Here is a 14,201-nt window from a genome sequence, read left to right as displayed (position 1 = left end):
AAACCCTTTTCCTCGTACGCGCCCAGCCCCTCTCGCCGCACCGCAGACGTCCCCTCACTTTCGTGACGAGCAGGAGCGGTCGAGACCCGCGCTCTGATCGATGCCCTCTCTCGACGCGGCGCGCACCACAAGGAAGTCACCCCGCACGGGGTCCGGTTCCATCAGTTCAGCTGGGACGCCGCCGGCCGCACCGTGCGCGTGGTCGTCACCCAGTCGCTGCTGCCGGGCCAGCAGTTCGCCGGCAACGCGGTGGCGTACCTGCGTCAGAGCTTCGCGCCGCGGCTCCTGGCGCTGGTGGGGATCGGCGGCTCCGTCCACCCCGACGTGCACGTCGGCGACGTGGTGATCGCGCAGGAGATCGTTCACTACGAGCCGCGCAAGATCACGCCCGAGGGAGTACGGCGACGTGGGCGCAGCCACCCCGTGACCGCCCGAGTCCAGCACGCGATCAACGACTTCTTCACAGAGAACGGCGAACCCTGGCCGCTGCCCGACGGACCCGATCACCGGGCTCTGCGCGGGCTCATCGGCTCCGGCGAGGCGGTGATCGCCCACGTCGACGCGGCGGAACGCCGGTATCTCAGCGAGTACAACGAGAAGGTCCTCGCCGTGGAGACCGAGGGCGCCGGTCTGGTCGAGGCCGTGCACGCCGCCGCCAACGAGGCCGGTACCCCCAAGCCGTGGCTGGTCGTGCGGGGAATGTCGGACGAGGCCGACAGCCACAAGGACGACAGCCGTCACGAGCCGGCCGGCAGGAACGCCGCCGAGGTGTTCTGCGGTCTGCTGCCTCACCTCCTTCGAACACCGAGGGAGATGAACGACCGTCAAGCCGCTCGGCCCTGCTCGGGCGGACGGGTTCTGCGCGAACGAGAGTGACCGGCCGCGCTCACTCCGCCGTCGTACAACTGCTCCCGTCGAGCGTGAAGTTCCCCGGCACCGAGTTCCCGTCCCGCCAAGAGGCGAGGAAACCGACCGCGAAAGTGCCGCCCGCGGCGACCGACTTGTTGTAGTCGGCGGCGCTCGCGGTCACGCGGGAGTCGTGTTGGACGAAGGTGCCGTCCCACATCTGGGTGACGCGTTGGCCGTCGTGGAAGGTCCAGGCGATCCGCCAGGAGTCGAGGGCCTTGGCGGAGGTGACGGTGACGGTGGCCTGGAAGCCGTCCGGCCACTGGTTGACGATCTCGTACTTCACCTTGCAGGACGACGATGCGCTCTTTGTCGGGTGCGCGGACTTGTGGGGCGTCTCGGCGGGGGACGTGGACGTGCCCTGAGGTTCGGGGTCGGGGTTCGTCTCGGAGCCGGTCGTCGAGTCCGACGGTTCGGGTGACACGAGGGAGCCGGCGGGGCGCGTGGTGGCCGAGGGGGACGAGACGCCCGGGTCCGCCACGGGCTGCCGGTCCGCCGAGTCGCCGCGTGCGGAGGCGTCCCCGCCCCTGGAACCGTCGAACGGCATCAGCGAGACCGTGAGCGCCAGCGCCGACACGATGACGGCCGCGGCCAGGAGCCCGGTCCGGCCGATCCGGGGCCCGGCCACCTTGCCCTCGGCGAGGCCCGTGTCCACGGCCGCGTCCGTACGTCCGCCCGCCAGCCCCGCCTCGGCGGCCCGGCGCCGGCGCTCCAGATACGCGAGGCCGCCCCAGCCGATCACCCCGCCGGCGAGCGCCGCGGGCAGCCCGCCGCCGTGCAGCCGCAGACAGGCGGCCGCCTCCGCGCACTCGACGCACCGGGCGAGATGCCGGGAGAGATCCTCGGGCGTCTCGGCGCCGGGTGAGCGGGTGACCGCGTCGAGGAGCCGGGCGTAGCTGCGGCAGTTGGCGTCCATCGGTGTGTCGAGGTGGTTGCGATGGCACCGGTCCCTGAAGAGCGCCCGCACCTGGGCGAGTTCCTCCGCCGCGGCCGCCGGGTCCAGGCCGAGCCGCCGGGCCACGGCGGGCAGCGGCAGCGACTCGACCTCGGCGAGCCACAGCAGCGCGGCGTCGGGTTCCTGCATGTCCCTGAGGCCGCGCAGCGCGAGCGGGCGGTGCAGCGGCGGCCCGGTGTAGCGGGTGGCCTTCTCGGAGTTGAGCCACAGCCTGAGGTCGGGGTCGAGCCGGTGCCCCTGGCCGTGCGCCTCCCAGGCGGCGGCCGTGGTCCGAACCGACGTCAGCAGCAGGGGAATCCGGGGCAGCCGCAGCGCCCGGCGGCCGGTACTCTTCGCTCCCGAGCCGACCTCGCGCGCCTCGCGGATGCCGTGGGTGAACGCCTCGGTGGCCAGCTGGGTGGCCGAAGCGGAACCGGACGTGCACAGATCGGCGTACGACAGGACCGCGTCCCAGCTCTCCGAGAACAGCGCGGCCTCGGCGGCGTCCTGAGGGGTCGGCAGGTCAGGCATGGGGGGCTCCTGCATCCACTGCTTCCATGTGCAAAGTAATGCAATGCCCAACTCGGGTCCCAGACAAGGGAGTTGGGGTCCGTCTCACGACGGTGCCCGAGCCTTTCACGGTTTCCGCACAACTGACAAGCGACGTATTCAAATGATGGGCAAGCGGTTGCATCGCACCGGTGGTGCGATGCAACCGAACCGTCCCGTCCCGCCAACGGCCCTGCCGCTCGGTGGCGACGATCCGCCCCCGGGCGTCCCAGGGCGTCGGCCCTACAGGTCGCCCAACTCCAGGCGCCCCGAGTGTTGTACGGAAGGAAGGCCAGAAAGTCTCGATTCCCGTCGACATTCACCGGACCTTCGACGCCCACCATCCGCCGGAGGCGTTACGCCCGTTGAGACACACCCCTCTGTGTCCGGGGGCGCAGAACGGATTACACCTGCGACGGCTCCTGCGCGGGAAGGCTGTCCATGAAGGAGCTGACGGAGAAGACCGCGTTCCCCGGTCCGGGAGGGCCGTATCCGGGCGGTGAGGAGAGGCCGAAGTCCTCCATCGTGGAGCGGTAGGCCTGAAGGAGGCGGATGTGGTACTCCAGGGGCGCGCCCTGCGGGTTGGCCTTGCCCAGCGGGGTGGTGGGCTCCGGGCACCACGTGGTGAAGCGGGGCGTGATGCCGTGCGACATGAAGAAGCGCAGCCCCTCGGTGGTGGAGGCGATGGCCTCGTCGACCGTGGTGAAGCCGAAGGGCTCAGCCATCTCCACGCCGGCGACGAAGTTGGGGATCACATTGCGCGCGCCGAAGATCTCCGCCGAGTCGAGGATGCGCTTGTGCCACTCGTCGCGGCCTACGTAGCGCTCCTTGCCCGGGCAGTACAACTCGAAGAGGCGGCGGTCCCACACCTCGTAGTTGGGGTGGTAGATCTGCACGCCGTAGTCCTTGAACCGCTGCACGTCGTCGCGCGGGAGAGCCTGCGCAACCACCTTGCCGATCCAGCGTCCGGGGAAGTGCTCCTCGATGGCCTTGGCGTAGAGCCCGTAGAAGTCGGCCTCGTCGCGGCCCTGCAGCTTCGAGGTGATCGCGCCGCCGGTGAGCGTGTACGCGGTGGACGCCTTCGCGGCGTCATAGCGGTCGATGATCTCGAGCGCTTCAAGGACCTCGTCGACGTCCTTGACGCCGGTGTACGGGCGGCCCGCCGCCTTGTGCTGGCGCCAGTTGTGGTTGATGTCGCAGTACTGGCACTCCTCCTTGGCGCCGAAGTACTGGCAGACCCTAAAGACGGTCAGGTAGATGAGGTAGCCCCACTGGATCGTCGGGGCCACCTCCATCACGGACTTCCCGTTGGAGAGCTTGTGCCGGTAGTACTCCGGCATCGGCGGCACCCCGACGTCGGAGATCCGCTTCCCGTCGAGGTACAGCCCGAGCACGCCGTCGTCGTCGGCGGCCACCCGGTACGGCGAGGACGGATTGACGCGTACGGACACGACGGTCCGCCGCAGGTCGTACGGGCCTCCGGTGAGGATGATCTCCTCGGGCGGGCGCCTGAGCGCGGCCTCGCCCAGCTCGGGCAGGGTGCCGTGGTCGAAGGAGAAGATGAAGTACGACTTCGGCTTGACCTCGCCGCCCTCGTTGTCACTCAGGGCGGACGCGTCGAAGGCCACGCCACCACGGAGCAGGTCCTCCTTGAAGACGGCTTCCCGTGGCACGTGCGGGAACCGTTCCATCAGATCCTCGACCAGCGCGGTGCGGCTGCCGCCCATCCCGTACTCCTCGCTCCCGACTCGTCCCAGTCTCGTTCCAGGCCGTGTGCTCGACTCCTCACGGTATGCCCCCGCCTGTGACTCAGCCGTGCCGGGTCCCCTCGCGCCGCGCGATGTGCGCCGGAGGGGCCACATCCGGCGGAAGCAGCGGGTCGGACTTCGGCGCGCCCCAGGTCGAGGTCAGCGGCAGGGTCCCGGCCCAGAGCCCGAGCTCCGCGTCGGGTCCGTCGCCGTCGTCCGGCGCGCCGGTGCGGATCTTCACCGAGGCCTCTTCGAGAGACAGCGCGAGCAGGGTCGTCGCGGCCAACTCCTTGCGGCTGGGCGCCCGTGCGTAGTCCCACTGGCCGGGCGTGGCGTGCTCGGTGAGCCGCCGCAGACCGTCGACCTTCTCGTCCGGGTCGGTGACCTTGCGGGGTACCCCGTGGATCACCGCGCTGCGGTAGTTCACACCGTGCTCGAACACGGACCGCGCGAGCACGAGCCCGTCGACATGCGTGACCGTGACGCACACGGGAGCGCCGGCCGCGAGACTCCGGCTGGCCACCGACCCGTGCACGTACAGCTGCCGCTCGTCCCGCCCGTACACCGTCGGCACCACCAGTGGCCGCCCCTCGACGATCACACCGAGGTGACAGATGAATCCCGCGTCGAGGATCGCGTCCAGGTCGGCGCGATCCAGGCTGCCCTGCGCACGGAGACGACGGTGGCGGGTGAGGTCGGTTTCGGGGAGAGATCCGTACGTCATAGGCGGGACGCTATCGATATCACAAGCCTCTTAGCCACAAAATTACGGAATTAGTTATACGAGCTCACATGAACAACTAAATCCGCAAGCCACCGCAAGACTCGCCGAAGCACCTGAGGTCACGCCCATGACACCGCGCCCCTCCACCACTCGGGCCACCCCGGCACGCCCCCCCGCCCTCCTCCTCGTCCACGGCTGGGGCGGCAACGGCGGCGCGGATCCCGGCGGAGATGGACACGGACGTGGTCGTCCAGCGCAGGGACGAGCTGTATCTGAGCCCGGGCGCCTTCGGACTCCAAGTGGAGCGGTGGACGACCGGGGCCGGGCTCGGCAGGACGAACGCGTGACCGCCCTCCCGGCGGAGCGGCCCCTGAGGAAGGACTGCCCGTCGCGCCGAACGTGGGCGTCGGTCGGCCAACCGGGAACCCAGTTGCTCCCCTCCGAACGCCACTGACACAGTCGTGGCCATGCCCACCTTCTCCGCGCACGACGGGACCGAGCTGGCGTACCACGTGTTCGGCGACGGCCCTCCGGTGATCTGCCTTCCCGGCGGACCGATGCAGGACTGCGCATACCTGGGGAACCTCGGTGGCCTCTCCGCGCACCGGCAGCTGATCATGCTGGACCTTCGGGGAACCGGCCGGTCGGCCACACCGGAGGACCCCGCCTCCTACCGCTGCGACCGACTCGTCGACGACGTGGACGCCCTGCGCGAGCACCTGGGCCTCGAGAGGGTCGACCTGCTCGCGCATTCCGGCGGTACGAATCTGGCCGTGCTGTACGCGGCACACCATCCGGAGCGCGTCGCCGGGCTCGCGCTGATCACGCCGAGCGTGTACGCCGTCGGCATCACGATCACGGCGGACGTCCGGCGCGAGACGGCGCTGCTCCGCCGGGACGAGCCGTGGTTCCCGGCGGCGTTCGCGGCCCTGGAAGCGATCGTCGCCGGCAAGGCGACGGCCGACTCCTTCGAGGCCATCGCCCCGTTCTGGTACGGCCGCTGGGACGAGACGGCCCGCGCGCATCGGGCCGCGGAGGACGGGCACAAGAACATGGAGGCCGCGGCTGTCTACGGCTCCGAGGGCGCGTTCGCCCCGGACAGCACCCGTGCCGCGCTCGCCCGGTTCGCGTCACCGGTCCTCGTACTGGCCGGGGAGGTCGACCTGAATTCTCCTCCCCGAGCCGTGGCCGAGCTCGCCGAGCTGTTTCCGCGCGCCGAGCTGGTCATTCAGCCCGGAGCGGGACACTTCCCGTGGCTGGATGACGCCGAAGCTTTCGTGGCGACCATCGCCGCATCATCCAGGGATGATCTGCGGCACGATCTCGGCAGTCATGGCGAACATCGCCGATGGACGCCCGGGCAAGGAGGTGACCTTCCGGCTCGGTGATTTCAGTGACAGCAACCGCTCTCTACCGGAGGTGTCGCCGTGTGAGAGGGTCGATGGACAGGCCGGCGGGGTGGACGTCCGGGCGAGGTAACGTCCCCCGGTGGCCGTCGGAAACCGGCCACGGACGGCGACTTCCCGGGGAGGGACGACAGGGATGACAGAGACCCTGACCAACTGGGCCGGCAACATCACATACACGGCCAAGGAACTGCACCGGCCCCACTCGCTCGACGCGCTCCGAGCGCTGGTCGCGGAGAGCTCCCGGGTGCGGGTGCTGGGCAGCGGCCACTCCTTCAACGAGATCGCCGAGCCGGGCGCCGACGGCGTACTGCTGTCGCTGACCGGCCTGCCACCCGCCGTGGACGTCGACACGACGGCCCGTACGGTACGGGTCTCGGGCGGCGTCCGGTACGCCGAACTCGCCCGCCGGGTGCACGAGCACGGGTTCGCGCTGCACAACATGGCATCCCTCCCGCACATCTCCGTGGCCGGCTCGGTGGCGACCGGTACGCATGGCTCGGGGGTGACGAACGGTTCGCTCGCCTCCGCCGTACGCGAGGTCGAGCTGGTCACGGCGGACGGCTCGACCGTGACGATCGGCCGGGGCGACGAGCGCTTCGACGGAGCCGTGACCTCGCTGGGCGCGCTCGGTGTCGTCACCGCGCTCACCCTCGACCTGGAGCCGGACTTCGAGGTGAGCCAGCATGTCTTCACCGAACTCCCCCTGGCGGGACTGGACTTCGAGACCGTCGCGGCGACGGCGTACAGCGTGAGTCTGTTCACCGACTGGGGGCGGCCGGGCTTCCGTCACGTGTGGCTCAAGCGGCGCACCGACCAGCCGCTGCCGGACTTCCCGTGGGCCGCGCCCGCGACCGAGGCGATGCACCCGGTGCCGGGGATGTCCGCACGGAACTGCACCGAGCAGCTCGGCGTCCCGGGCCCCTGGCACGAGCGACTCCCGCATTTCCGGGCCGAGTTCACCCCGAGCAGCGGCGCCGAGCTGCAGTCCGAGTATCTGCTGCCGCGCTCGGACGCCCTGGCCGCGCTGCACGCCCTCGACGCGATCCGTGGGACCATCGCGCCGGTGCTGCAGATCTGCGAGGTGCGGACCGTGGCCGCCGACCGTCAGTGGCTGAGCCCGGCGTACGGACGGGATACGGTTGCCCTGCACTTCACGTGGGTCGAGGACACCGAGGCCGTCCTGCCGGTGGTGCGGCGGGTCGAGGAGGCGCTGGAGCCGTTCGATCCCCGGCCGCACTGGGGCAAGGTGTTCACGGTGCCGTCGGCGGTGCTGCGCGAACGGTATCCGCGGCTGGGCGAGTTCAGGGCGCTGGTGGATTCGCTCGACCCGGCGGGCACGTTCACCAACACCTTCGTGGGGGACTTTCTCCACCCCCTTTCCTAACCCCTTGTCGAAAGTCCCTCACAGGCCATAGCCTTTCCCGGCGCCGGGGCCGAGGGGTCTCGCCATGACCTGGAGGGACCGAGGGGAGTCCAATGAGGCGCGGCACATCACGCGACATCCGCACCGCCAACCGCTACGAGGTGCTGCGCCAGATCATCGCCGAATCGCCCACCTCCCGGCAGGAGCTCGCGGCAGCGACGGGGCTCAGCCTGGCCACGGTCGCCACACTCGTCGGTGAGCTCCTCGACATGAGGATGCTGACCGAGGTCGGCTTCGAGGACTCCGCGGGTGGCCGCCCGCGGGGCCTCGTCGCCGTCAACGCGTCGGGGGGCGCGTTGATCGGCGTCGACATCGCGGAGACGTACGTACGCGTCGAGCTGTTCGACCTGGCGCTGAATGTGCTGGCCCGCGCCGACGAGGACATGCGCCCCGGCGAGAGCCGACCGGAGCAGGTGGTCGGGCATGTCGCGACGGCGGTCGGTTCGGTGGTCGCGCAGGCCGGCGTCGAAGGCGCGCGCGTCCTCGGCGTGGGGGTCAGCGTGCCCGGTCAGGTCGACCGCGAGGGCGGGGTCTCCGAATACGCCCCGAACTGGGACTGGCACGACGTGCCGCTGCTCGCCCTGCTCGCCGAGCACATCGCCTACCCCCTCTACCTCGACAATCCGTTGCGCGCCTGCGCGGTCGCCGAGCTCTGGTTCGGCGCGGCCCGCGGACGCGGGGATGCCGTGGTCGTCAATCTGGGCACGGGAGTCGGCGCCGGGCTCGCCCTCGGCGGCGGTCTGCACCGCGGGGTGAGCAACAGCGCGGGCGAGTGGGGCCATACGACGCTGGTGCTGGACGGGCGGCTGTGCCACTGCGGCAACCACGGCTGCGTGGAGACGTATGTCGGGGCGCCCGGAATCATGCTGAATCTGCGGGAGTTGAGCCCCCGCAGCTCGCTGCTGCACCCCGAGGACCAGACCGCCACGATCAACGCGCTCGCCCAGGGCGTCGCCGCACAGGATCCGGTGGCGCTCAAGGTCGTGCGGGACACCGCCCGTTACCTCGGTGCCGGGATCTCCGACCTGGTGAACCTCCTCAATCCCGAGGTGGTCGTGCTCAGCAGCTGGGTCGCGGCCACGCTCGGCGAGCCGCTGCTGAACGAGGTGCGCGAGGCCGTCGCCCGGCACGCACTGAAGCGGCCGTTCGCGGCCACCGAGATCGTCCTCTCCCCCATTCCGACCGATCCGGTCTGCCTCGGAGCCGCGACGTTCGCCCTGGAAGGGGCACTCCAGTCGGTCGGCCAGAGGCCCATGAAGCGCACCACCAACGCAAGGAGCCGTACCGCACCACCTTCATGACGACGGAAGGGATGCACGTTGACGCGCACCAAGAGATCGCTCCTCGCCACAGCCGCAGCCGCACTCGCTGTCACGGGGACGCTGATATCCGCCCCGCCCGCTTCAGCCGCCGACCCCGCAGCCGCCGAGGTCTCCCCGCACGCCGCCCAGACCATCGACAACATCGGCGCGTCCGGTGCCTGGTGGGTCAACGACCTCAAGAACTTCGACCCCAAGGTCCAGGCCCGGGTCGCCAAGCTGCTGTTCTCCTCCAAGGGCCTGGACCTCAGCAACTACCGCTACAACATCGGCGGTGGCGGCACGGCGGTCACCACCCCCTCCCGCGCCCCCGAGGACTTCCTGAACGCCGACGGGACGTACGACTGGAGCCGGGACAAGGGCGGCCGTACGTTCCTGAAGTACGCGGCGCGGTACGGCGTCGAGGACCTGGTCGGCTTCGTGAACAGCGCGCCCGCCGCCTGGAAGACCAACTCACAGAGCTGCGGGGGGTACTTGAATGCGAAGAACACGGCCGACTTCGCGAAGTACGTGGCCGACGTGACCGATCACTTCGCCGAGCAGGGCGCGAAGCTCGACTACATCAGCCCCTTCAACGAGCCGAACAACAGCTTCGACAGCTGCGGTCAGGAGGGCATGCTGGTGCCGGTCGACCAACGCGACGACATCGTGAGGGCGTTGGGCGCCGAGCAGCGGGCGCGCCACCAGAAGACGGGCATCATCGCCGACGAGTCCAGCAGCACGGTCAGCTTCAACACCGAGGTCCCGCAGTGGATCGCGCAGCCCGGCACCGCACAGTACGTGTCGAAGCTGGCCCACCACACGTACAACAACCCCGGTGACGACCAGCTCGCGAAGATCAACGAGACGGCGACGTCGGTCGGCAGGCAGCCCTGGGCGACGGAGATCTGCTGCTTCGGCAAGGGCGGCACCGGCTGGGCGCAGGAGTACGACCCGACCATCGACGGCGGCCTGAACCTGTCGAAAATCATCTACAAGGACTTCGCGACCGCGCACGACTCGGCCTTCCACTGGTGGGTCGCGCTCTCCGAGATGATCGGCAGCGACCCGTACGCGAAGAACGGCGACGGCTGGAACGACGGCCTGATCTACTACGACCCGAACTACGCCACGAACGGCAACCAGACGCTCTACTTCACCAAGCGCTATTACGCGCTCGGCCAGTACAGCAAGTTCGTGAAGCCGGGCGCCGTCGCGCACAACGTGACCGGGGCGCCGAGCGGTGTCGACGTGACGGCGTACGACCTCCCCCACGCTCGAACGAGCTCGCGCGGGGGGACCCCCATGGGCAAGTGGGTGGTCGTGGTCAACAACCACAACACGACCGACACTTCGCTGAATCTGCACTTCAACAGCAGGACGCCTGTCAAGGCACAACAGGCAGTCCGGACCTCCGCGACCGAGGACTGGGCGAACGTCACCAAGCCGGCCGTGGGCGAGGAGGGCCAGGTCTCCGCGACGCTCGCCGCCCGCTCCATCACGACGTACGTCTTCGACCAGAAGGGTCACGACACCACGGCCGTGACGGGCGCCCGGCAAGGAAAGCAGTCGGGCAAGTGCCTGACGGCGGACGCTTCGGGGGCCGCGATCAGCACGTGCACGGGCGCCGAGGCGCAGTCGTGGACGTATGACGTATCCGGCGCTCTCAAGGGCTCCAACGGGTGCCTGACGGCCGGGAGTTCGGGTCTGGTGACAGCCGCCTGCGCCGACAGCGCCGGCCAGCGATGGCAGTTGAACGCGAATGGACAAATCGTCAGTGAGTCGTCCGGCAAGTGCCTGGACGTCAGCGGTCAGGCAACCGCCGACGGAAGCAAGGTGATCCTCTACAGCTGCACCGGCGGATCCAACGAGGTCTGGACCAAGCAGTAGTGCACTAAGGGCAGTTGAGGGGTCGCGGGTCGCCGGTGCGGCGGCCCGCAACCCCGTCACGTCCGGCATCCCGAACGCCACGCAACGCTTCGAACAGACTTCGTCCAACCCCTTGCCGAAGCCTTAGCAGAAGGTTAACGTCCCGCACCGCACAGCGAATTCGAGCCGCAGCCGTACTCGAGACAAGGACGTCACCATGTCGGCAATGAGCAGCAACTGGGACCGCCGATCAGTACTCCGGGCAGCCGCGGGCCTGTCCGCCGCCGGTGCGCTGGCCGCGTGCGGCAGCAACAACGGCCGCGGGGGCGGCAGTGGTTCGGGCAAGAGCCTCACGCAGTACTTCCACGCGTACGGCGAGGCGGGCACCGAGCAGGCCATCAAGAAGTACGCGGCGGCGTACGACAAGGCCAACGTGAGCACCCAGTGGATCACCGGCAACACCTTCGAGACGAAGCTGTTCGCGGCCCTGCTGACCAAGAACGCGCCCGACGTCTTCGAGTTCCACCCGCAGATCCAGCTCATCAAGAGCGGTCAGGTGGCCGATCTGAGCGACCTCATCGACCCGGTCAAGGACGACTTCAATCCGGCCGACATCAAGTCGCACACGGTCGACGGCAAGATCTACGGCGTGCGGATGATCGACGACCCGCAGTTCTTCTTCTACCGGAAGTCGATGCTGGAGAAGGCCAAGGTCGACGTTCCGACCACGCTGGACGAACTCATAGAGGCCGCCGCCAAGTTGACCACCAGCAAGGTCAAGGGCCTGTTCATGGGCAACGACCTCACGTCGATCCAGAGCAACCTGATCTGGTCGGCCGGCGCCGACACCCTCAACGAGAAGAACGAGATCGCCTACCACACGGACGCGGTCGCCGAGGGGCTCACCAAGCTCCACGGGCTGTTCACCAGCGGCCACCTGCTGCTCGACGCCCCGGCCGACTACTGGGACCCGTCCGCCATCGACCAGGGCCTGTGTGCCATCCAGTGGTGCGGTATGTGGGCGATGCCCGTGATGCAGAAGGCGCTCGGTGACGACCTCGGCGTCTTCCCGTTCCCGAAGGTCGGCGACTCCGGCAAGCAGTCGGTCTACAACGGCGGCTGGTCGATGTTCGTCAACGCCAAGGGCAAGAACGTCGAGGCGGCCAAGGAGTACGTGAAGTGGCTGTGGATCGAGCAGAAGAAGTACCAGGAGGACTGGGCGCTCTCGTACGGCTTCCACATCCCGCCGCGCGCCTCGATCGCCGCGGAGGCCACCAAGCTCAAGTCGGGCCTGCCCGCCGAGGGCGTCAAGCTCTTCAACGACTTCGGGCACTTCGACAACATCGGCTGGACCCAGGCCATGATCGTGGCGTTCAACGACGTGATGGCCAACGCCGTCCGCAAGAACCAGAACCCCGAGGCCGCACTCGACGCCTGTGACAAGAAGGTCGACGTCGAGCTCAAGAAGCTCTTCGGATAGGCCGGCGGACGGACCACGACATGTCGACGACCACAGCACGCGACGTCGCGCGCCCCGCCCCGGCCAAGGCCTCCAAGGCCCGGCCCCGGCGGGGGCTGCGGGGCAACCCCACACTCAACTTCTGGCTCTTCACCGGACCGTTCGTCATCGGCCTGGTGATCTTCATCTTCATCCCCATCGGGTGGAGCATCTGGCTCAGTTTCTTCGAGGCGCGCTACACGGTCACCCCCAGCAAGTTCATCGGGTTCGACAACTACCACCAGATCCTGACGAACAGTAACTTCGTCAAATCGCTGGGCACGTTCACCGTGTTCGCCGCGTTCATCGTGCCCACCACCTGGGCGGTCTCGTTGGGCCTGGCGCTGCTGGTGCACCGGATGCGCTTCATGAAGGCGTTCTTCCGTTCGGTCTTCTTCCTGCCGACCGCGTGCAGTTACGTCGCGGCGGCGCTGATCTGGAAGATGTCCATCTTCAACGGTGTCCGCTTCGGCCTCGCCAACACCGTCATCGGCTGGTTCGGCATCGACAACATCGCCTGGCTGGCCAATCCCGATCCGCCCTGGTACTGGCTGGTCATCGTGACCGTGCGCCTGTGGCTGCAGTCCGGCTTCTACATGATCCTGTTCCTCGCGGCGCTGCAGAACATCCCGGGCGAGCTGTACGAGGCCGCCGCCATCGACGGCGCCAAGCCGGGCTGGCAGACCTTCCGGTACATCACGCTGCCGCAGCTGCGGGCCACGTCGACCGCGGTGATCCTGCTGCTGCTGATCGCCGCCTATCAGGCCTTCGACGAGTTCTACAACCTGCTGGGCAAGGCCACGTGGGGCAAGCCGCCCCTCGTCGAGCTCTACAACACGGCCCTCGGCACCAACCAGGACTACGGCGCCGGCAGCGCGGGGGCGGTCGTCCTGACCCTGCTGATCTGCGTCGTGACCCTGTTCCAGGGCAAGATCATGGGCTTCGGAAGGGGTGAGGAGTCCAAGTGACCACCACCGCACCCGACATCAGCAAGCCGCGCAAGGTCCGGCGCGGCGGCAGCGTCATCGGCAACACGGGCCTGTACGTCGCCATCGGCATCGCCGCCCTGCTCTTCCTCCTCCCCTTCTATCTGATCGTCCGCAACGCCCTGATGACGGACCCGGAGATCACCGGCGAGAGCTGGAAGTGGTTCCCCACGGACATCCAGTGGGGCAACATCACCGAGCCGTTCGACGACGTCACGGTCGACTTCGGCCGCGCGATGGTGAACTCCATGGTCGTCGCGGTCCTGATGACCGTCGGCACCCTCCTGATCTGCTCCCTCGCCGGCTACGGCCTGGCCAGAATCCCCTACAAGCACGCCAACAAGGTCTTCTACGCCGTCCTGGCCACCCTGATGGTTCCCACGGCCGTCACCTTCGTGCCCAGCTTCGTGCTGGTCTCGTCACTCGGCTGGGTGGACACCTATCGCGGCCTCATCATTCCGGGCCTCTTCAGTGGTTTCACCTGCTTCCTCTTCCGGCAGTACTTCCTGGGGTTCCCCAAGGAACTGGAGGAGGCGGCGCGTGTGGACGGGCTCGGCTACTGGGGCGCGTACTGGCGGGTCGTCGTACCGAACTCGCTGAACTTCTTCGCCGCGATCGCGACGATCACCTTCATCAGCGGCTGGAACGCCTTCCTGTGGCCGCTGGTCATCGGCCAGGACCCGAGCGCGTGGACGGTCCAGGTCGCGCTCTCCTCGTACATGACCAACCAGACCGTCAACTACCACCTGATCTTCATGGCCACGGCCATTTCCATCCTGCCCCTGGTGTTCGTGTTCCTCTTCCTCCAGCGCTGGCTGGTGCAGGGGGTCGCACAGACCGGCATCAAGGGCTGAGCT

At 68.6% G+C, this 14,201-nt stretch carries 11 protein-coding genes; 8 read left to right on the top strand and 3 right to left on the bottom strand.

Translation table 11 applies throughout. From position 1 onward, the window contains the following. Positions 1 to 93 precede the first annotated feature (93 nt). Positions 94 to 876, top strand: a complete 783-nt coding sequence (locus tag AB5J53_RS37345; protein WP_369252683.1) for a hypothetical protein — start codon at positions 94 to 96, stop codon at positions 874 to 876. A 10-nt stretch (positions 877 to 886) separates the two neighbouring features. Here AB5J53_RS37345 and AB5J53_RS37340 read toward each other — a convergent pair whose 3' ends face one another. From AB5J53_RS37340 to AB5J53_RS37330, 3 genes are all read right to left on the bottom strand, one after another. Then, positions 887 to 2,371: a cellulose binding domain-containing protein gene (locus AB5J53_RS37340; protein ID WP_369250019.1), complete on the bottom strand. Its 1,485-nt coding sequence runs from the start codon at positions 2,369 to 2,371 to the stop codon at positions 887 to 889. Positions 2,372 to 2,793: 422 nt separating this feature from the next. Next, on the bottom strand, positions 2,794 to 4,116 hold the full coding sequence (locus AB5J53_RS37335) for a radical SAM protein (protein WP_369250018.1): 1,323 nt from the start codon (positions 4,114 to 4,116) through the stop codon (positions 2,794 to 2,796). An 82-nt stretch (positions 4,117 to 4,198) separates the two neighbouring features. Then, positions 4,199 to 4,861, bottom strand: a complete 663-nt coding sequence (locus AB5J53_RS37330; protein WP_369250017.1) for a pyridoxamine 5'-phosphate oxidase family protein — start codon at positions 4,859 to 4,861, stop codon at positions 4,199 to 4,201. 467 nt (positions 4,862 to 5,328) lie between these two features. On the opposite strand from AB5J53_RS37330, the gene AB5J53_RS37325 reads away from it, so the two are divergent. From AB5J53_RS37325 to AB5J53_RS37295, 7 genes are all read left to right on the top strand, one after another. Beyond that, positions 5,329 to 6,249, top strand: a complete 921-nt coding sequence (locus tag AB5J53_RS37325; protein WP_369250016.1) for an alpha/beta fold hydrolase — start codon at positions 5,329 to 5,331, stop codon at positions 6,247 to 6,249. A 154-nt stretch (positions 6,250 to 6,403) separates the two neighbouring features. Next, the gene (locus tag AB5J53_RS37320; protein WP_369250015.1) at positions 6,404 to 7,654 is read left to right on the top strand and encodes an FAD-binding protein; all 1,251 of its coding nucleotides are present in this window, start codon (positions 6,404 to 6,406) and stop codon (positions 7,652 to 7,654) included. Between the two features lie 92 nt (positions 7,655 to 7,746). Next, positions 7,747 to 8,994, top strand: a complete 1,248-nt coding sequence (locus AB5J53_RS37315; protein ID WP_369250014.1) for an ROK family transcriptional regulator — start codon at positions 7,747 to 7,749, stop codon at positions 8,992 to 8,994. Positions 8,995 to 9,012: 18 nt separating this feature from the next. Continuing rightward, entirely contained in the window at positions 9,013 to 10,881 is a 1,869-nt protein-coding gene (locus tag AB5J53_RS37310) for a glycoside hydrolase (RefSeq protein ID WP_369250013.1), read from the top strand. A gap of 196 nt (positions 10,882 to 11,077) precedes the next feature. Further along, complete coding sequence (locus AB5J53_RS37305; RefSeq protein WP_369250012.1) at positions 11,078 to 12,340, top strand: ABC transporter substrate-binding protein; 1,263 nt, start codon at positions 11,078 to 11,080, stop codon at positions 12,338 to 12,340. Between the two features lie 20 nt (positions 12,341 to 12,360). Continuing rightward, entirely contained in the window at positions 12,361 to 13,326 is a 966-nt protein-coding gene (locus tag AB5J53_RS37300; protein WP_369250011.1) for a carbohydrate ABC transporter permease, read from the top strand. Beyond that, positions 13,323 to 14,198 carry a carbohydrate ABC transporter permease gene (locus AB5J53_RS37295; RefSeq protein ID WP_369250010.1) on the top strand — a complete coding sequence of 292 codons (876 nt, stop codon included), beginning with the start codon at positions 13,323 to 13,325 and terminating at the stop codon, positions 14,196 to 14,198. Before AB5J53_RS37300 ends, AB5J53_RS37295 begins: the two co-directional genes overlap by 4 nt. Positions 14,199 to 14,201: the final 3 nt, after the last annotated feature.

This window comes from Streptomyces sp. R41, from assembly GCF_041053055.1.
Taxonomy (GTDB): domain Bacteria; phylum Actinomycetota; class Actinomycetes; order Streptomycetales; family Streptomycetaceae; genus Streptomyces.
This window is presented reverse-complemented; position numbering and strand designations above follow the sequence as displayed.

Excerpts from the sequence above, each read along its gene's own strand:
- AB5J53_RS37340 (WP_369250019.1), bottom strand. The coding sequence starts at position 2,371 with ATGCCTGACCTGCCGACCCCTCAGGACGCCGCCGAGGCCGCGCTGTTC.
- AB5J53_RS37320 (WP_369250015.1), top strand. The coding sequence starts at position 6,404 with ATGACAGAGACCCTGACCAACTGGGCCGGCAACATCACATACACGGCC.
- AB5J53_RS37305 (WP_369250012.1), top strand. The coding sequence starts at position 11,078 with ATGTCGGCAATGAGCAGCAACTGGGACCGCCGATCAGTACTCCGGGCA.
- AB5J53_RS37300 (WP_369250011.1), top strand. The coding sequence starts at position 12,361 with ATGTCGACGACCACAGCACGCGACGTCGCGCGCCCCGCCCCGGCCAAG.
- AB5J53_RS37315 (WP_369250014.1), top strand. The coding sequence starts at position 7,747 with ATGAGGCGCGGCACATCACGCGACATCCGCACCGCCAACCGCTACGAG.
- AB5J53_RS37330 (WP_369250017.1), bottom strand. The coding sequence starts at position 4,861 with ATGACGTACGGATCTCTCCCCGAAACCGACCTCACCCGCCACCGTCGT.
- AB5J53_RS37325 (WP_369250016.1), top strand. The coding sequence starts at position 5,329 with ATGCCCACCTTCTCCGCGCACGACGGGACCGAGCTGGCGTACCACGTG.
- AB5J53_RS37335 (WP_369250018.1), bottom strand. The coding sequence starts at position 4,116 with ATGGGCGGCAGCCGCACCGCGCTGGTCGAGGATCTGATGGAACGGTTC.